Here is an 18,416-nt window from a genome sequence, read left to right on the forward strand (position 1 = left end):
TTATCTTTTTCTTCTTCTCCTAAACTTTAATTTTTTAGTTATTAATGGGATTCTCTCTACTTCTAAAGCATCAGCAGTTGGATAAACCTCTGAGATATAAGCTGAGAATGTTATAGGAAATCTTTGTCTTTTCATCTCTTCAATAATGTCCTCTAATATAAATGGATTTAAATATATATTTTTATCGATAATTTCAAACTCAATCTCATTCTCTTCCAAAATCTCAGCCATTTCCTTTAAATCATCCTCATTATCAAAAATCATAATGCCTCTCAATAGCAAGCCATCTTCAGTTATAACCTCATAAGGTTTGGCTACATTCTTAGCTCTATTTATTAACCTATTTCTCATCTGTATAGCATCTTTTAAAACTGATGGGCAGTAGTTAATAAATAAATCTCCTTTAAATTCTTTTATAACTTTTAAAGCTGTTTCTTCACTACCAGCAATTGCATTACTCACATCATCCTTTGGCATAAAGCCTCTTTTTTCCAACTCATAATAATTTTCCTCAGAAAATTCAAGCTCATTTATGTTCATAAATTTGGCAATTCCATCAATTGCCTCAGCCAATTTTAAAATTTCATCTTCCATATTTGGGATTGCTGGAATTTCAACCCCAACATCTTCAATGTATTTGTTGCATAAGCTCAATTTTTCACATAAAAGTTTTATATATTCTTCATCATAGCCATAGTTAAAAATCTTTGTTGGATGCAACCTTATCTCATCTAAACCCGCTTCTTTTAAAAGTTTTAAATTCTCTTCATTTATTGTTTCTGGTGTTGTATATAAGTGGGCATGAAATTCATCAAATTCATTCTTTAATGCCTTTAAGAATTTTACAGTTCTATTTATTTTTAATAAAGGATTGCCACCAGTTATTCCAACTCCTTTACTACTACATAGCTTTGCCTCTTCAATTGCCTCTTCAACAGTTGTTATTAATCTTTCATTTGCATATATGACATCTTTATTCTTTCTTTTTTCAGATAAAGGGCAGTAGTAGCAGTTGTTATTGCAAATTCCTGTAATGAATAAAACTAATTTTTCCCCTTTAACACACTGCTTACATCCCTCTGGAAGTTTATCAAAATTTTCTTCCAAATATTTTTCAATCTCTTCAACGTTCATGTTTTCACCATAAATATTGAGGTAAGTATATATACTTAAAGCTACTTAATATATTTAGGCGGATGATGAACGGAGTAGCTGCTGAGCTATGATGAGTGATGGGCGAACTGACGCCACTTTTTATTTTTATTTTAACCATATTAATCAATATATTTAAACCTATTTTAATTTTTATAATAAAGATTTTTATATTTTTTTGCTTATTTTATAGTGTCTTTCAAAACTTTTATAATAATAAGGCATTAATGAATGCCTTCCAAAGGAAGGCATTCAAATCTTCCTTAATAAATTTTATTAATTTGAAAGACACTATAATTTCTATGAATCTTAAAAATCACTTAAGGTGAAATAATGGATGTTGGAGATATTATAAGAGTAGAAACAGATAAAGGGATTTTTGAAGGTATTTTACTACCTTCAACTGACGAAAATGTCATTACAATAAAAATGAAAAATGGATATAACGTTGGAATATTAAAAGAAAACGTAAAAAATATAGAGATTATTGCTAAAGGGGAAAAGCCAAAGTATGAGTTGCCCCCATTAAACATTGAAAAGAATGAAAAATTAAAAACAATCTCTATTTTATCCACTGGAGGAACTGTTGCTTCAAAGGTTGATTATAAAACAGGGGCTGTTCATCCTTCTTTTACAGCTGATGATTTAATTAGAGCTGTTCCAGAGCTTTTAGATATTGCCAATATAAAAGGAAGAGCTATAATGAATATACTAAGCGAAAATATGAAACCAGAGTATTGGAAAAAGATTGCTGAAGAGATAAAAAAAGAGATAGAAAATGGGGCTGATGGAATAGTTATAGCTCATGGAACAGATACTATGAGCTATACAGCTTCAGCTCTCTCATTTATGGTTAAGGCAGATGTTCCTATTGTTCTAGTTGGAGCTCAGAGAAGTAGTGACAGACCTTCATCAGATGCCGCCCTCAATTTAATAAGTGCTGTTTTAGCTGCAAGAGAGCCAATTAAAGGAGTTTATGTGGTAATGCATGGGGAAAGTGGAGATACATTCTGCTATCTACATAAAGGAGTTAAAGTTAGAAAGTGCCATTCATCAAGAAGAGATGCGTTTAAATCAATAAATACAGTGCCAGTAGCTAAGATAAATCCATTTACAAAGGAAATTATCTATTTGCAGGAAGTTGAAAAATCAGATAATAGCAAAAAGATAGAGATAAACACCAATTTAGAAGAAAAAGTGGCTTTAATAAAAATTTATCCTGGAATGGATGGAGAAATTATTAGATTCTATGTTGATAAAGGATATAAAGGAATTGTATTAGAGGGGACTGGTTTAGGACATGCTCCAGAGTATATATTTGAAGATATAAAGTATGCGATAGATAAAGGAGTAGTAGTTGTAATGACAACCCAAACAATCAATGGAAGAGTAAATATGAACGTCTATTCAAATGGAAGAGAATTACAAAAATTAGGAGTTATCGGTTGTGAAGATATGCCTCCAGAAGTTGCATTAGTTAAATTGATGTATCTCTTAGGAAATCATGAGCCAGAGGAAGTTAAAAAACTAATTAATAAGAATTTAGTTGGAGAAATTGAATATAGAAGTAGGTTTGATGCATACTAATTAATAACAATCAATTTGGTGATAAAATGGAAATTGACTATGAAAAAATAGGATTAAAGGTTGGGTTAGAGATTCATCAACAGTTAAATACAAAGAGAAAGTTATTCTGCCACTGTCCTACAATTTTGAGGGATGATGAGCCAGATGGAGAGATTGTTAGAGTTTTAAGGCCTTCATTGAGTGAGATGGGAGAGGTTGATAGAGCTGCTTTAATTGAGGCAAGGAAAGGGAAGAAGTTTATTTATCAATTTTATAATGACACAACGTGTTTGGTTGAGTTAGATGAAGAACCTCCACATCCACCAAGTGAAGAGGCTTTAAAGATAGCGTTAGAGGTTGCTTTATTGATGAATATGAATGTGGTTGATGTTGCATACACAATGAGAAAGATAGTTATTGATGGTTCAAACACTTCTGGATTTCAGAGGACTATATTTTTAGCAAGGGATGGTTATATAGAGACATCTGAAGGTAAAGTAGGGATAACAAGCTTATGTTTAGAGGAGGATGCGGCAAGAAAGATAGAGGATAGAGGAGATGCAGTTGTTTATAACTTGGATAGGTTGGGAATTCCATTGGTTGAGATTTCAACAGCTCCTGACATAAAGACTCCAAAGATGGCTAAAGAGGCAGCGAGAAGAATTGGAGAGATATTGAGAGCTACAGGGAAAGTTAAGAGAGGTTTAGGGACAATAAGGCAAGATATTAATATATCAATTAAAGATGGGGCAAGAATAGAGGTTAAGGGAGTCCAAGACTTAGACTTAATTGAAAAGGTTGTAGAGAATGAAGTGATAAGGCAGCTAAACTTATTAAAGATTAGAGATAAATTAAGAGAAAGAAATGCAGAGGTTATTGAAGAAATATTTGATGTTACAGAGATATTTAAAGACTGCAAATCAAAGATTATACAAAATGCCTTAAAGAAAAAGAATGGAAAAGTTAAGGCAGTTTTATTAAAGGGTTTTGCAGGTTTAGTTGGGATGGAAATTCAGCCAGGAAGAAGATTAGGTACTGAGTTCTCTGATAGAGCCAAAGTTATAGCTGGAGTTGGTGGATTGTTCCACACAGATGAATTGCCAAAATATGGCATTACAGAGGAAGAGGTTAAAAAACTTAGAGAGTTCGTTAATGCAGATGAACTAGATGCTGTAATTATTGTTGCAGATGAAGAAAGCAAGGTAGACAAGGCATTAGAGGCAGTAATAGAGAGGGCTAAAGAGGCATTGATTGGAGTTCCAGAGGAAACAAGGAGGGCTTTAGAGGATGGAAATACATCCTATTTAAGACCTCTACCAGGAGCTGCAAGAATGTATCCTGAAACAGATATACCTCCAATAGTTATAAAGAAAGAGTTTATTGAAGAGATTAAAGCTAATCTACCAGAACTTCCAGAGGAGAAATTTGAGAGGTTTAAGAATGAGTATAAGTTGAATGATGAATTAGCAAGAAAAATGGTTTTAAGCTATTACGTTGATTTATTTGAAGAGCTTTGTAAGAAATTCAAAAATGTTAAGCCAGTTTTAATTGCTACAACTTTAGAGGGAACATTAAAAGAGATTAAAAGAGAAGGGTATGATATAGACAAATTAGAAGATAGACATTTAGAAGATACATTTAGAGCATTATCTGAAGGAAAAATAGCTAAAGAGGGAATTATTGAAGTTTTAAAAGGTTTTTGTGAGTATCCAGATAAAAGCATAGATGAGATTTTGGAAATTAAAGGATTGAAGGGCTTATCTAAAGAAGAAGTAGAAAAGATTATTGAAGGAATTATAAAAGATCACTTAGATGTAGTTAAAGAAAAAGGAGAAAAAGCTTATGGATTTCTAATGGGTAGATGTATGGCAAAATTAAGAGGAAAAGCAGATGGAAAGTTAGTTAATGATATATTGAGAGAAAAGCTAAAGGAGTTTATTTAATACTTTAAATTTCATTTTAAAAATAGTAAAATTAAAATTTTAGGTTAGAATTTATATTTCTTTTTTAATTTCAATATTTCCTACTTTACTATTTTCGTCTATAATAATTTTTGCTCCATTTTTGTTTTTCTCATCTATGATTATATTTTCAACATTTGAGTTAGTTATTTCTATTATTGCTCCCCAATTCATTCTTTTTACATGCAAAGTTGTAATATTTGCATTATTTATGTAAATAACTGCATCATATCCCATATTTCCATTAATCGTGAGTTTGTTAATTTTTGAATCACCTATAATTAATGTTGAATCTGATTGCATACCTTTTATATAAACCTCTGAAATCTCGCATCCGTCCCAAATATTTAGTGTCGAATATCCTTTTAAACTATCAGATATCCTTAACTTACTAATGTCTGAAGAGGATATATACATATATGCATTTCCTTCAACTCTATTTATGCAAAGATTATCAATTTTATTTTTGATAAGGTCTAATATAGCGTATCCTTTTATTGAACTAATATACATATAATCAATTGTATCTTCTTGACACATAAAGTAACCATTTCCTTCAATATGCTTTGTAACTTTTATAGTATTTACCTTAGAACCCTTTAATTCTAACCAACTATATCCCTTGATACCTTTAATTTCTAGTGTTCCTATTTCTGGAACTTTAATATGTGTCTCAGAATTTCCTTCAGGTGTTAAAGTTAAGGCATTTATTGAATAAAGATTACCGAGATATAATTTTGAATTCCCATTAACTTTTATTTTCCCGCTAATTGTTCCATTTACATTATATTTACCTACTTTTCCACCACCTTTTATTTTCTCATTAATGTTTCCAGAAATATATTTTCCGCCAGAAATAATATCTTTTGTAATTTCTCCAAATGCATATCCCCCTATGTATATTTTTAAGTCACTGGCAATTCCACTGTTTATCTCTTTATTTGCATCTTCATGTCCATGATGTCCATGTCCTTTAGTTATATTGATTTCCACACTTATCTCATTGTTATTTTCATTTGATTCATTTACTGAGTTATATTCATCCACTACGATTTTAATTGTATGCTCATATATTCCTCCACCACAGCCATGATGCTGATATTGTTGCTGAGAGTTTGCTCCATGGTTTTGGTATTGATGCTGATTTTTGCAACCTTTTGATGTTGATATTATATAGTTGAATATAACAGATGTAGTGTCATTTACTCCTAAACCAGATATTGTCTGTTCTGCTACTTTTTCATCATTGTCGTATAATGCTACTACAAACTGTCCTGCCGATGCATTACCCACATTTTTTATAACTGTAGATATCTTCACTTGGGTATTATTTTTACAGCACCCATGTCTGAACTGATTTTGTAGTTGCTGATTCTCTCCACTATTTTGCACATGCTCTTTGCAGTAATGGCAAATTTTAGTTCCATTGGTGTAGGCAACTATTAAACTTATCGGCGTTAAGTCGGGAAGTTCTTGTTTATCTTGAGGGGTTGATTGCTCTTCAGTTTCATTGGTTTCATTTGTTTTAGGCTGTGGATTACTGTCATTAATTATCGTGTCGGAATTAGCAGAATCAAATTTTGCTTCTGTTACAAATGCCCCCATTGATTCTTTTTTAATATTTGAAGCTTCATTTCCAAGGAATTTTGGGCTTTGCTCAACTAATCCCATAGAAACAACAGTCCCTGCAACCATCAAACCTAAAATCAATAAAATAAACTCCAAAGAGAGTTGTCCCTTTCTTTTAGTGATTATCATATAAACCACCCAAATAGAACCATTTATATTATCATATATCTTTTTAGTCTTTTATATAGCTTTTTTCTTCTTCTAAGGTATTAACAACTTACTAAATATTATTATTCGATTTTTTTGGTGTAATATGTCACATACTTCCCATTAATCCAACTATTTTTTATGATTATAGTTATAGGATTATTTCCAGAGTAATTGTTAAAATCAGGATATCCCTCAAGATTATCAATTTCACTATTTTCAATTGTGAGTATTATCTCTCCAGAGGTTCTTTCTAAATTATTAATGTCAAACGTTGATATATTAGTGTTAGATATATAAATCTCAGCATCTGTTTTCTTACCTCCTCCACTAATTTCAAAATTTACTCCATCGACACCTTTGATATATTTAATGTCTCTAATCGTAATTATCTGGGGTAGTGGAATTCCCTTTACAATAAATTTCACATATATGCCTTCAGGGATTATTTTAACATTGTATATTTCCAGAGTATGTTTTCCCTGAGCCCAAAACTCAATATTTGGATAATCTACCACACCATCTACAAAATAGACTATATATTTTTCATCAGGGCTACCTTTAGGTTTAATTATTAGAGTATTTCCCCCCCGAGTTGTAATATCCACATTATCCGTATATCGGATATCTCCATAAGAGTTGTAATCTAAATTTGATGGAGGAGCCTCACCAACAAATAGAATTCTTGCAAATCCTGAAATATTGTTGGACTCATTAACTAACCCTGAACTTTCGTTATTTGGGGTTGTTGTATTTGTAGTGCCTGATATTGCGACATTTTCAATACCATTTATCGCTCCAAATCCTTTATATGTTATTTTTTTAGTACTGTATGTTGAATTTCCAAGAAATTTAGTAATTCCTGCTGAATTAGCTACGTAGGATGATACAATCACTCCAATTAATATAATTCCAAAAATTAAAAGTATAAATTCAAGTGAGATTTGGGCTTTCTTCATAATTTCACCCCAAGTATATAATAATGTCGAAATATACAAATATAATAATTTCAATGAGAAATATAAACATGTTAGTGCCATATATTTATTATATGTATTGCAACTACTATATAAATATAAAATAAGCCAAATAACAAAAAAGAGGTTCAATATGTACAAAGACAAAATAATAAAAAAAAGGGGGCAGTTATCTATTGATTTTATACTTGCAGTATTATTTTTAATGCTGGTTTCGGTGTTTATTTATTACAATGTACTTACATTCACAAATAACACTACAGATGCTTTGATAGTTGATAGGATGTATAGTATTGCGGATACATTTGAAAACTATGCAATCCTCTCCTATACAAAAAATGAAACAATAGTTTTAAAATTAAAACCTATTGGTGATTTAGGGTATACAATACATGTTTCGGATAAGATTATTAATGTAAATTTTGAAACCTTTGTTATATTTGCCCCAACAGATAACGGTGTTGTAATTTCTGGAGATACTGTAAATAATGCTCCTGTTGATATAGGGAAAAATATAAGCATAACTGCAACCATTGGAAAAAATAATGTAACAATACGTAAGGAGTTGATAATAAACATAACATAAATTTGGTGACCATTATGAAAATTTTAAAGCTTCTAATGCCAGTAATTATCCTTATTGCAATCTCAATGGTAAATGGTTATATTATTGTTATACATCCCAACACTATGAACATAACCAACAGTTCTGGAGTTTATAATACAAATTCCAGTATTATTGCATACAATGTAAACGACACTTTAACATTTGAAGCTTTAGCTCCAAATTCTGTAGCTCAGGATATACTAAACAATGGGGTTGTTAAGTGGGATTTCGGTGACTTGAGTGAGACGAATTATGGGTCTAATAAAATAGTTACTCATAAATATACATTTCCATTTCCTTACCCAGTAGCATGGTGTGGCTATCTAAATAATACAGGATATTCAAAAGCTTTAACTTACAATTGGCTTGTTGTTGGAGATGTAGCAAACACTAAATATATATTCAACGGTAGTCCTTCAAATTCAAAAACAAGTTGGGATGTTTATTATAATGCTTCAAATAACACTGTTGTAATAAAATACTATTCAGAAACTACAGTAAACACTGAATTTAATGGTTTAAGTGTAGACACAACTCCAGTGATTGTAAATGTCAGCAGAGATGATATTGTAGAGGGGGATACTGTTAAATTTAATTTTTCAGTTAGTAGAAATATAATATTCTGTGTGTGGAGTTTTGGAGATGGAACATTTTCTTTTGAAAGGTCTCCGGAGCACACGTATAGTGAAGCAGGATTTTACTACCCAAGAGTTTTGGTTATTGACGATTCTGGAAGGGTGATGGTTGGTTATTTAGATGAAGGAATTAAGGTAAATAGACCAAGAGGAGGATATATATACTGGGTTACTGGCCCAAGCCACTATAATGGGGAGGCATATACTTATGTTTATAACAGCTCTGGAGACGATAACGATAATAGGGGAAACGCCTACACTAATCCATACAAAATAACCTACAAAGTTAATGACACTATAAAATTCGAAATGAGTGGAGCTTGGGGATTATATTGGAAGTGGGATTTTGGAGATGGAACAGAGACAGCTTATACATTTAAATCATATTTCACTCCATCATATCATCAATATAAATTTCCATTTATGTGGCCGTTCTTTTGGATGAGTTATGGAGCAGGAAGTTGGTGGAAATCAGATACTTTAAACTTCATAGTAGTTGGTGATGTGGGAAATACAAGATATAATTTTTATCCTTCACCTACTCATGATAAAACTTCATATGATTATGAATATAATAGAGAAAACCACACTGTTAATCTATACTATTACTCAGATGTGATTTCAACACCAAAATTAAATGTAAAATTAAAAGATGGGTATTACATTGATATAACAGCGACTGCTGATAAAACTGAAGTTAATGTAAATGAAAATGTTAAATTTGACTGCTCTCCTTATGGGAATCCAATATTTATAATGTGGTGTTTTGGAGATGGAACCTGTTCATTTGAAAAAAGTCCTACTCATAGATATTCTTCACGTGGATTGTATTACCCTCACGTGCTTATTGTAGATGAAAATGGAAATATTGAGGTTGGAATCCCCCCACCAATTGGAGTGGGAGGTTACAGTAGCTATCCTCAAATTTATGCTTCTCCTACAATAGCACCTACTAATTATCCAATTAATATAACAATAGTCGAGCCTGTATCATGGACATACTTATGGCACCATATATATTTTGGAGATGGTAGCAGTACTTGGATAAAACCTAAACGTTCTCCTTATACTTTCAATCATATCTATACTTCAGAAGGGGTTTATCAAATATATATGAGTGTATCTACTGCACAAAACATGAAAATAGTATATATAATTGACAATAGAAACCCAATAGCTAAACTCTATGTTTATCCAAATCCTGCAAGTTATAAAGATACCATTGTATTTAATCCAATAAATAGCTACGACCCAGATGCAGGCAGAGCTATTCCAGAATATAATTACTATGGTAAGGTAATTGGATACTATAATATACCCTCAACCTCTCCAATGGCAAAAATTTATGGATTCAATTTAACAGTTTATGATTCCTCTGGAAATATTGTATGGAATTACTCATCAAATGAATTAACCACCATATCTAAAAGTTTCCCTATAGGGAATTACACTGCCAAATTAGTAGTTTGGGATGGAATGGGGGGAATTAACTCAACAACTGTTAAGTTTAGTGTAATAAATAGACCACCAGTAGCTCAATTTAAGTATTATCCAAATGTTCCTGAACCTAATGAGGATGTAACATTTGTTTCACAATCTTACGACCCTGAAGGTGAAATTGCATATTATACCTGGAACTTTGGGGATGGGACGGTTGTTAATACTACAGAATCAATAATACACCATAAATATACAAATCCAGGTTACTACACTGTTACTTTAACCGTCTTTGACAAATATAATGCAAGTGCTTCAATATCTAAACAAATATTAGTAGCTGGGATATTAGCTAACTTTACATATGAAATAAATGGTAGCACTGTAAAATTTGAAGATAAGTCATATGTAGCTCCTGGAAAAATTGTTAGCTGGTATTGGAATTTTGGAGATGGTAGTACATCAACGGAACGAAATCCTATTCATACATACAATAAGGAAGGAGCATATTTTGTAACCTTAACTGTTAAAAGTGATACAAACTTAACAGATAGTGTAACAAAGATTGTTATAGTCTCACCTACTCCAAAATATCCTCCAGTTGCTGACTTTACATATATAATAAATGGAACTACAGTAGAGTTTAATGCATCTAAATCGTATGATAAAGATGGACATATTGTCGAATATATCTGGAACTTTGGAGATGGAAATATAACAACTACAACAAGCCCTATTACAATTCACAAATATGAAAAAGAGGGAGTATATGCAGTTACTTTGACAGTTATAGATAATGATGGGCTTTCAGATTCAAGAACTAAATTAATAAATGTAGGAAAATCGTTCATTCATAGTGTCCCAATACCGCCATATATTGAAATATTAGTTATTATTTCAACATTGTTCTGCTTCTTACAAATTATAAGGGGATTAAAATGATATTTAGAAAAACAACATCTAATAGGGCACAATTATCTTTAGAATTGGCGTTATTGTTGGGAGTCATTGTAGTTGTAGCGTCTATGGTTGGATTTTATTATCTAAAATCAGTTACAAGAGGTTCTACAACATCAGAAAGTATTTCAAAAAATATAACATTAGTCGCAAAGAATAAGGCATTGGATATCATATATAAAGTTAAGAGGGCATTGAATGGGCAATAAAAACATCATATACATAATTAGATTTTTAATATATTTTTTTATGTTTTATTGTATCTTAAAAATGTTAGAAGGAAGTATAATGGATTTATTAACAATAGCTCTTTCCAAACTTTTAAATTTGAATTTTTACAAAAATGCAATTATTGTAGGGAATGGTATTATAGAAATTAGCTCACCATGCACATGTTCGTTAGAAATGGCTTTATTTTTAGGTTATATATTTGGAACGCCAGGTGTTCCTGTTAAATATAAAATCTCATATTCAGTATTGGGGCTTTTAATTATCACTATTTCGAATATTTTGAGGATAATCTTAATAATACATTATTCAAATATATTGAATTATAACATTGTTCATGATGTCATAAGCTTTATTATCTTTCCAATAGCTTTGCTGCTAAACTGGCTTTGGATATATTTATTAAAAATAAAGAAAATAATCATGTTCAAGTGAGGGATAGGATGTTTAAAAAAATTATCTCAAAAAGAGGATATATATTCACTTATGAGGCAATAATAATTGCCTTCATCTTCTTGAGTATTTTTTATATAGGGTACATGGTCTATAGCCATAATATGCTCACAGCATTAGAGGAAAAGAAAGATACTGAAAAGTTCCATAAAGCATTATTGCTAAAAGACTTTTATTTAAAAAAATATGAATTTCCTGGAAACTATAACAGTAGTTATATAGAGAACTTTACCAAAGAACTGAATATTGAAGAAAAAACATTTGATCCGATAAACAACTTCAGTGAAGTGAATGGTAGTTTTTACTATATAATATATCCAAATATCTACGATGAAATGTTGGATAATATAAGTGGAGAGTATAACAACTTTTCATTAAAGAAGATAACACTCGAATACAATGATAGTGGTAAGATTATTGATTATTATATATATTCAAATGTATATAAGAATTACAATATTCCGAGTAGTTTTACAAATGATGTAGTATGCTTTAAAGAAAACCTCTACATTCCAAAAATAACTGGTGTTAGTCATGGAACTTCTTTATATCTTTATGGATGTAATGGTGACCATATATACTTTAAAGTTGATAAACCAGTTGTTTCAGCATCTGCAAAAATTATTATAAAGAATAAAAATCCTTTTATAAATTGGGAGAATTGGAAGTATGCATCCCCTATATTAATAGTGAATAGTTTAGATACTCCTTTACAGGATTATGACGTAAAAGTGGTGTTTGATTCTCAAACATATATAAAAGAAGGAGAAATGAGAAACGACTGTGGAGATGTAAGATTTGTCGATGAAAATGGAAATCCTTTAAGTTATTGGATAGAGCCAAACACTATAAATACAACCCATACAGTAGCATGGGTAAGAGTGAATTTAGGTCCAAATGAGCATAAAATAATTTACATGCTTTATGGAAATCCAAATGCAGAATCAGCTGCCGATGGAGAAAATACTTTCCCATTATTTTTCGATGATTTTTCAGAAGGAAACTTGAATAAATGGAATCATAACTTCAACAACCCACTGTTTATAAACGACACTTATGAAAATGGAATAAACTATACATATTTAAGTTTGGATTACAATTATTATAACCCTGAAAATCCTAACGAATATGAGTTTTATATTGCAACGAAGTCTCAGTATCCAACAAACTATTCGGTAAGATTCCGTGCAAATTTCCACAAAAGATATGAAGAGTGGGGAGGGTTCTATTATGGGGATAATAATAAGTTTAATAGAGAAATTATATCAAACTATCACTGGGGAGGAGAATGGCTAAGGGTTGAATCTTCAATATGGGATCAGGATCATATTAGTTATATAGTTCTGCAGAATCCAGATTTGTATGGTAACTGGCACACTTATGAAATTCAAAGAAATGGAGGAAGTTCAGTTAATTTTATAATTGATGATAAAATATATAAAACAATATACTCAAACATATACACATTGGGATGTAATGTATCATTTTATGCGAGAGAGTATGATAGCACTACAAAGTATGGATACTATCCTGTTCCTGAATCTGAACAGAATGGAAATATAAGCATTGATTGGGTGTTTGTTAGACCATATTATGAACCAGAACCAAATGTAACTTTATTATCATCTAATGTAGTATTTTCCGTAAATGGATACGTATATGAAAAACCATTAACTTCAATTCTTAAGCCTATAGATATAACTCCAAACTTAAAAACGGGAATAAATGAGATAAGGATTCTAAGTTCTCCACTACCTGTAGAATTTTTAATAGAGACTGCTGAAGAAAGTAATTTTTACTATGTAACTTTAGCTCCTGAAAATGTCACCATTATGGTGAAACCATGATTAATAGCATAGATTTGGCTATTGGAACAGCAATTCTACTTATTGGAATGGCATATTGGACAGTATCTGTTGTAGAACATAACAACAACTATGTTGATATTATAAAATCTGATTACGTTTTTGATAAAGGAATAAGCACAATGGAACATTTATCGGAAGATGGAACCCTACAAGATGCTGTTCTTCTATATTATTTCAACAAAACTAATGAAGCTAAGGAACTTTTAGAAGAAAGGATCCCATTCAAAAACTATTTACTTTATATAGACAACCATCTTCTAATAAATAAATCTGCTGGAGAGAATCATAAAGATGTATATATTTTAGCTGTCTTAACTTTAAACAGAAGTGAAGGGTGGTATGTTATATATGGTAACGAAAATGATATAAATATTTCAAAGGAAAGATTTATGGATTATGATGAAGCATACAACTATCAAAAGTATGTAAATTATGAAATCCATATGCCAGTTTATCTATCAAAAAATATAACCTCATCAAGAGTTGAATTATACATCTTTGAGAACTAAAAGGGGATTGTTATGTACTTCTCACAAAATGCAATAGTTTTAGTTATGCTAATGTTTGTAATATCTTCGGTGTTCTATGCAACTATCAACTACAAAACAAAGGCTATAGAAGATGAGATGAATATAAAAAAAGAAAGTTTATATGAGAAAAATTTAGTTAATACTTTAAATAGGAATATAGATAAAATCGTTGAAGATGCCTTTGTGAATGCAAGCTATACGATAATGAAAGAAAGGAAGTTTTTTGACAATTCCTATGATGCAATTATGTATATAACTACATATATAAAAAATGGAATAAATAAATCATTAGAATGTGTAGATGAAAAATCATCAAACATATCTTACAATGTTACGTCTGTTAAGATTTATCCAACTGGTGATCCTTTACTCATACACCTTTACTGTGAGGTGGATCTACAATATAAAAAGAAACTAAATAATGGGGAGTTAATTGCCTTAAAACCTATAACTATTGACAAAGACATAAAATTATCAAGAATTCCAGACCCTTATGTCTATTTGAACAAGTTTTATTATGTATGGCATAATGCTGTAACTGTAACGTTAACTGGATTTAATGATAACGACTATCATATATTTTATATAGAATTAAATAAATCTAATTTCCACTATGACCACATGTATAATCCTCAATCACATACAGAGTTGAGAGTAGTGGGATGGAATTCAACAAGTAGTAGATGGAATATTGTCTTACCATATTGGGTACAAACGTGGAGAAAAGGTAGTGATGAAATTTCTATAATATGGGTTAGAGCAAGTAGAAACGAACTATTTAATGGAAATCAACTAAAAATTTTTTACAATTCTACAACCCCAATTGATAGGCAAAATCCCGATGCAACGTTTATATTATTTGACGATTTTGATTATTTCAATCCAAATGTATGGGATTCTGTTGGAGAGTTTTTAATAAACAATAGTAACATTACAGTTATAGCTGGGGCTGGGTCAAGTGTATATACAAAACAAACTTATGGAACTGGATATGAGTTAATGTTTAGGGCTAATTTCACTCCAGTTCATGCTCAGGTAGTTGGGTTTTTTACTCCGTTGAGTGATACTAATGGTATTGGATGGGAGGTATATGATTGGGGAAGTGGTGCTAAACTATATACAAGAGTCAATAATACTGACGAAGGGTTAAGTGAGGTTCCAAATGGGGATAAATATCTAAACAAATTTTATATTTATGATATACTTAGAGACAAATTAGATGGGGATATCACTTTTTACATATTAAATGATACACTAAATCCCGAATATACTAAAACGTATACTGCTGTAGATAACAGAATAAATTACCCAATATCTATAAATGCACTTCCTCCATCTGGAGAAACATCAAACACCAATGTTACAGTAGATTGGATACTTTTAAAAGACATAAACAACATAGAAGTTCTAAATATTGGATCTGAAGAAAGTGTAGATTATTATAAAGAAGAAAAACCAAAAACTTTCACTGGAACTATATACTATGGAAACCCCGCCCAATACACATTAGTTTATAATGGTTCTTACTCTATAATCGGTCTATATACAAATAAAACAGATAGTTGGGGTTCAGTAGGTTATAAGCCAATTATAGAAGAAAACTAATTTTATATTTTTATAAGTTTAGACGCCTCAACCATATTTTTTAACTTATTAAAAGCTACATCTATTGGTAACAACCTCATACCACAATCTGGGTCTATTAAAATATTTTCAGATAAATTTTTATTCAATTTTTCGTTGTTTTTTAGTATTTCAATGCCCTCTTCTATTAAGCTCTTTATCTCTTCAACACTTTCAACCTTTTTAACTTTTGTATTTATACAACCAAAGCCTACTTTCTTTTCTATACTCTCTAAGATATTCAAATTTTTTCTATTTGAGGCAAATTCATGGTCTAATATATCTACGTTGAATCTATTAAGCTCATCAATAATATTATGTACATCTCCACAAACATGCATGGCAAAGGTTATATTTAAACCCTCAACTATAATATCTATAGCCTTCTTAGCAACCTCAAAATCATATAAACCAGTTGATAGTATTGGCTCATCAATCTGTATTATTGGGACATGGTTTTTTATTGCCTCAATTTCTCTCCTAAGGGCTTTGGCAATATCATAGATTAGATTTTCATCCCTATTATCTGAGTAATAGCTCTCAACTCTAACAGAACTTGCTATAGTGCAAGGCCCTGTTATAATGCCCTTAACTTCAACGTTAGGGTTGAGTTTTTTAGCTACGCTCTTAGCATATAAGATATCCTTTAATGTTATTGGTTTTATAAATTCTACCCTACCAACAACTCTCTTTCCATCAAAGCCATACATGTTGTTTGTGAAAATCTCAACCATATCTCCTCTAACTTGCCCATCACTTATAATATCAATTCCAGCCTTAACTTGGTCTTTAACAGCCCTCTCAATGGCATATTTATATTCATCATACAATCCAAAAGCTTTTTTAACTTTATCTAAGAATGTTTCTTCTTTTTTAACCACTGGATAACTACCAACAACAGTTGTTATCATAAACATCACCAAGAGTTTTAGGACTTTTACAGAAATATAATTTTTATAATGAAAATTAATGCCCAAAGGCATCTAAGTTCCAAGTTAATATATAAACTGTGAAAGTCCTAAATTTATAATTAAAATTAACCTTAAAAATTATTTAACATTTTATAGGAGTGAAATTATGAAACCTAAAGTGTTAGATGCTTCAGCTATCATCCACGGATATAACCCAGTTATAGAGGAGGGAGAGCATTACACAACCCCAGAGGTTTTAGAAGAGATTGAATCCATGAAAATCATTGTTGAACAAGCTTTAAGTTTTGGAAAATTAAAGATAATGAGTCCAGATGAAGAGAGTATAAAAAAGGTTGAAGAGATAGTTAAAAAAACTGGAGATGCATTATCTCAACAAGATATTGGTATCTTAGCCTTAGCTTTAAATTTAAACGCCATACTATATACTGACGATTACGGCATTCAAAATGTTGCCAAAAAATTAAATATCGAAGTTAAAGGTATTGCCTTTAAACCAACAGATAAGGATTTTGTTTGGAGGAAGGTTTGTGAGGGTTGTAAAAAGCTCTATCCAGCAGATTATGATGCTGATGTTTGTGAGATTTGTGGTAGCCCTTTAAAAAGAAAAATGGTTAAATCAAGATTAAAAAAGAAAAGGAAGAGAGTATGAAAAAGTTAAGAGCTAAAACAAAAGAAGAATTGATTGAAAAGATTAAAAACTGTGAAAATGAGGAAGAGATTTATATAAACTTAGAGCTAAATAGGGATGTAGCTATAGCTTTGTTAGAAAGCTGCGAACCAAAGAAGATATATCTACCAAAATCAAAATATAAAAGAAGCTCAAAAAAGATTATAAAGGCTTTGGAAGGAGTTGATGTTGAAGTTATTCCAATAAAGCCAAAGACTGGAAGACCTACAAACGTAGATAAGATTGTTAAAAAGTATCTGGACAAAACACCTAAGGAAATTGCTGAAATTACTGGTATAAACTTAAAAACCGTCGAATATCACTATTATAAGCTGAAAAAGAAAGAGAAACAGTGATATGATGATTTCTGTCATCTTAGTTAACCCAAAATACAGTGGAAATGTTGGTAGTATAGCAAGGGTTATGATGAATTTTGGATTTGAAGAGCTTAGAATAGTTGGAGATAGAAGTATAATAAATAATGAAGCCTATATGATGGCTGTCCATGCAAGAGAGATTTTAGACAATGCCAAATTCTACAAAACCTTTGATGAGGCAATAGAGGATTTAGATTTTGTTATAGCAACCTCTGGAGCAAGAGGAGGAGATAGAAACTTAAAAAGAGTTCCAATAACACCAAAAGAGTTGGCAGATAAAATCTTAGAGGTTAAAGGAAATGTAGGAATTGTTTTTGGTAGAGAGGATGACGGGTTAAGGAATGAGGAGATAGATAAATGTGATTTATTAGTTTCAATACCAACATCTGAAAAGTATCCAATTATGAATTTATCCCATGCAGTTGCAGTTATCTTATATGAGATTTATGCAAAAAAGGTTGGAAATAAGTTTTTAGATATAAATATGAGAGAGGCTTCAAAGGAAGATAAAGAGCTATTAATAAAAAAGTTTAATGAATTTATAGACAAAAATGAGAAAATCCCAGAGCATAAAAAAGAACTCTGCAAAATAATCTTTAAGAGATTGGTTAATAGGGCATTTATAAGTGGAAAGGAGGCATGGACTTTAATGAGTGCATTTAAGTAAAAT

Annotated in this window: 16 protein-coding genes; 12 read left to right on the forward strand and 4 right to left on the reverse strand. The window is 30.9% G+C overall.

Annotation, left to right across the window (positions count from 1 at the left end):
* A complete protein-coding gene (locus MFS40622_RS04790; protein ID WP_012980549.1) occupies positions 1–1,134 on the reverse strand; it encodes a radical SAM protein in 1,134 nt (377 codons plus the stop codon).
* Between the two features lie 351 nt (positions 1,135–1,485).
* Between MFS40622_RS04790 and gatD the strand changes: the two genes are divergently transcribed.
* Positions 1,486–2,739 carry a Glu-tRNA(Gln) amidotransferase subunit GatD gene (gene gatD, locus MFS40622_RS04795; protein ID WP_012980550.1) on the forward strand — a complete coding sequence of 418 codons (1,254 nt, stop codon included), beginning with the start codon at positions 1,486–1,488 and terminating at the stop codon, positions 2,737–2,739.
* Positions 2,740–2,765: 26 nt separating this feature from the next.
* The gene (gatE, locus tag MFS40622_RS04800; protein ID WP_012980551.1) at positions 2,766–4,661 is read left to right on the forward strand and encodes a Glu-tRNA(Gln) amidotransferase subunit GatE; all 1,896 of its coding nucleotides are present in this window, start codon (positions 2,766–2,768) and stop codon (positions 4,659–4,661) included.
* Positions 4,662–4,712: 51 nt separating this feature from the next.
* Here the strand turns inward: gatE and MFS40622_RS04805 are convergent, their stop codons facing one another.
* Together MFS40622_RS04805 and MFS40622_RS04810 are read right to left on the reverse strand one after the other, a co-directional pair.
* Positions 4,713–6,437, reverse strand: coding sequence for a CARDB domain-containing protein (locus MFS40622_RS04805; protein WP_012980552.1), 1,725 nt, complete (start codon positions 6,435–6,437; stop codon positions 4,713–4,715).
* Between the two features lie 101 nt (positions 6,438–6,538).
* Positions 6,539–7,414, reverse strand: coding sequence for a class III signal peptide-containing protein (locus MFS40622_RS04810; protein WP_048197474.1), 876 nt, complete (start codon positions 7,412–7,414; stop codon positions 6,539–6,541).
* A 151-nt stretch (positions 7,415–7,565) separates the two neighbouring features.
* Between MFS40622_RS04810 and MFS40622_RS04815 the strand changes: the two genes are divergently transcribed.
* Genes MFS40622_RS04815 through MFS40622_RS04845 form a run of 7 tightly spaced genes read left to right on the forward strand, consistent with a single transcriptional unit; the run spans position 7,566 to position 15,752 of the window.
* Positions 7,566–8,018: a hypothetical protein gene (locus tag MFS40622_RS04815; protein ID WP_012980554.1), complete on the forward strand. Its 453-nt coding sequence runs from the start codon at positions 7,566–7,568 to the stop codon at positions 8,016–8,018.
* Positions 8,019–8,032: 14 nt separating this feature from the next.
* Positions 8,033–11,053: a PIP-CTERM sorting domain-containing protein gene (locus MFS40622_RS04820; RefSeq protein WP_012980555.1), complete on the forward strand. Its 3,021-nt coding sequence runs from the start codon at positions 8,033–8,035 to the stop codon at positions 11,051–11,053.
* On the forward strand, positions 11,050–11,277 hold the full coding sequence (locus tag MFS40622_RS04825; RefSeq protein WP_012980556.1) for a class III signal peptide domain-containing protein, archaeosortase D/PIP-CTERM system-associated: 228 nt from the start codon (positions 11,050–11,052) through the stop codon (positions 11,275–11,277). The genes MFS40622_RS04820 and MFS40622_RS04825 overlap by 4 nt, the downstream gene beginning before the upstream one ends.
* Positions 11,267–11,731 carry an archaeosortase D gene (gene artD, locus MFS40622_RS04830; protein WP_012980557.1) on the forward strand — a complete coding sequence of 155 codons (465 nt, stop codon included), beginning with the start codon at positions 11,267–11,269 and terminating at the stop codon, positions 11,729–11,731. Before MFS40622_RS04825 ends, artD begins: the two co-directional genes overlap by 11 nt.
* Before the next feature lie 8 nt (positions 11,732–11,739).
* On the forward strand, positions 11,740–13,596 hold the full coding sequence (locus tag MFS40622_RS04835) for a DUF2341 domain-containing protein (protein WP_012980558.1): 1,857 nt from the start codon (positions 11,740–11,742) through the stop codon (positions 13,594–13,596).
* Positions 13,593–14,126, forward strand: a complete 534-nt coding sequence (locus MFS40622_RS04840) for a hypothetical protein (RefSeq protein WP_012980559.1) — start codon at positions 13,593–13,595, stop codon at positions 14,124–14,126. Before MFS40622_RS04835 ends, MFS40622_RS04840 begins: the two co-directional genes overlap by 4 nt.
* A gap of 12 nt (positions 14,127–14,138) precedes the next feature.
* Positions 14,139–15,752 carry a DUF2341 domain-containing protein gene (locus tag MFS40622_RS04845; protein WP_012980560.1) on the forward strand — a complete coding sequence of 538 codons (1,614 nt, stop codon included), beginning with the start codon at positions 14,139–14,141 and terminating at the stop codon, positions 15,750–15,752.
* Between the two features lie 2 nt (positions 15,753–15,754).
* Here MFS40622_RS04845 and MFS40622_RS04850 read toward each other — a convergent pair whose 3' ends face one another.
* On the reverse strand, positions 15,755–16,681 hold the full coding sequence (locus tag MFS40622_RS04850; RefSeq protein WP_048197475.1) for a methionine synthase: 927 nt from the start codon (positions 16,679–16,681) through the stop codon (positions 15,755–15,757).
* Positions 16,682–16,847: 166 nt separating this feature from the next.
* Between MFS40622_RS04850 and MFS40622_RS04855 the strand changes: the two genes are divergently transcribed.
* From MFS40622_RS04855 to MFS40622_RS04865, 3 genes are read left to right on the forward strand one after another with little or no spacing between them, the layout of a single operon-like run.
* A complete protein-coding gene (locus tag MFS40622_RS04855; RefSeq protein WP_012980562.1) occupies positions 16,848–17,351 on the forward strand; it encodes a type II toxin-antitoxin system VapC family toxin in 504 nt (167 codons plus the stop codon).
* Positions 17,348–17,725, forward strand: a complete 378-nt coding sequence (locus tag MFS40622_RS04860) for a hypothetical protein (RefSeq protein ID WP_012980563.1) — start codon at positions 17,348–17,350, stop codon at positions 17,723–17,725. Before MFS40622_RS04855 ends, MFS40622_RS04860 begins: the two co-directional genes overlap by 4 nt.
* Before the next feature lie 4 nt (positions 17,726–17,729).
* A complete protein-coding gene (locus MFS40622_RS04865) occupies positions 17,730–18,413 on the forward strand; it encodes a TrmJ/YjtD family RNA methyltransferase (RefSeq protein ID WP_083771414.1) in 684 nt (227 codons plus the stop codon).
* The last annotated feature ends 3 nt before the right edge of the window (positions 18,414–18,416 follow it).

Origin of the sequence: Methanocaldococcus sp. FS406-22 (assembly GCF_000025525.1) — an archaeon.
Taxonomy (GTDB): domain Archaea; phylum AGJL01; class Methanococci; order Methanococcales; family Methanocaldococcaceae; genus Methanocaldococcus.

Excerpts from the sequence above, each read along its gene's own strand:
- MFS40622_RS04790 (WP_012980549.1), bottom strand. The coding sequence starts at position 1,134 with ATGAACGTTGAAGAGATTGAAAAATATTTGGAAGAAAATTTTGATAAA.
- gatD (WP_012980550.1), top strand. The coding sequence starts at position 1,486 with ATGGATGTTGGAGATATTATAAGAGTAGAAACAGATAAAGGGATTTTT.
- gatE (WP_012980551.1), top strand. The coding sequence starts at position 2,766 with ATGGAAATTGACTATGAAAAAATAGGATTAAAGGTTGGGTTAGAGATT.
- MFS40622_RS04805 (WP_012980552.1), bottom strand. The coding sequence starts at position 6,437 with ATGATAATCACTAAAAGAAAGGGACAACTCTCTTTGGAGTTTATTTTA.
- MFS40622_RS04810 (WP_048197474.1), bottom strand. The coding sequence starts at position 7,414 with ATGAAGAAAGCCCAAATCTCACTTGAATTTATACTTTTAATTTTTGGA.
- MFS40622_RS04815 (WP_012980554.1), top strand. The coding sequence starts at position 7,566 with ATGTACAAAGACAAAATAATAAAAAAAAGGGGGCAGTTATCTATTGAT.
- MFS40622_RS04820 (WP_012980555.1), top strand. The coding sequence starts at position 8,033 with ATGAAAATTTTAAAGCTTCTAATGCCAGTAATTATCCTTATTGCAATC.
- MFS40622_RS04825 (WP_012980556.1), top strand. The coding sequence starts at position 11,050 with ATGATATTTAGAAAAACAACATCTAATAGGGCACAATTATCTTTAGAA.
- artD (WP_012980557.1), top strand. The coding sequence starts at position 11,267 with ATGGGCAATAAAAACATCATATACATAATTAGATTTTTAATATATTTT.
- MFS40622_RS04835 (WP_012980558.1), top strand. The coding sequence starts at position 11,740 with ATGTTTAAAAAAATTATCTCAAAAAGAGGATATATATTCACTTATGAG.
- MFS40622_RS04840 (WP_012980559.1), top strand. The coding sequence starts at position 13,593 with ATGATTAATAGCATAGATTTGGCTATTGGAACAGCAATTCTACTTATT.
- MFS40622_RS04845 (WP_012980560.1), top strand. The coding sequence starts at position 14,139 with ATGTACTTCTCACAAAATGCAATAGTTTTAGTTATGCTAATGTTTGTA.
- MFS40622_RS04850 (WP_048197475.1), bottom strand. The coding sequence starts at position 16,681 with ATGATAACAACTGTTGTTGGTAGTTATCCAGTGGTTAAAAAAGAAGAA.
- MFS40622_RS04855 (WP_012980562.1), top strand. The coding sequence starts at position 16,848 with ATGAAACCTAAAGTGTTAGATGCTTCAGCTATCATCCACGGATATAAC.
- MFS40622_RS04860 (WP_012980563.1), top strand. The coding sequence starts at position 17,348 with ATGAAAAAGTTAAGAGCTAAAACAAAAGAAGAATTGATTGAAAAGATT.
- MFS40622_RS04865 (WP_083771414.1), top strand. The coding sequence starts at position 17,730 with ATGATTTCTGTCATCTTAGTTAACCCAAAATACAGTGGAAATGTTGGT.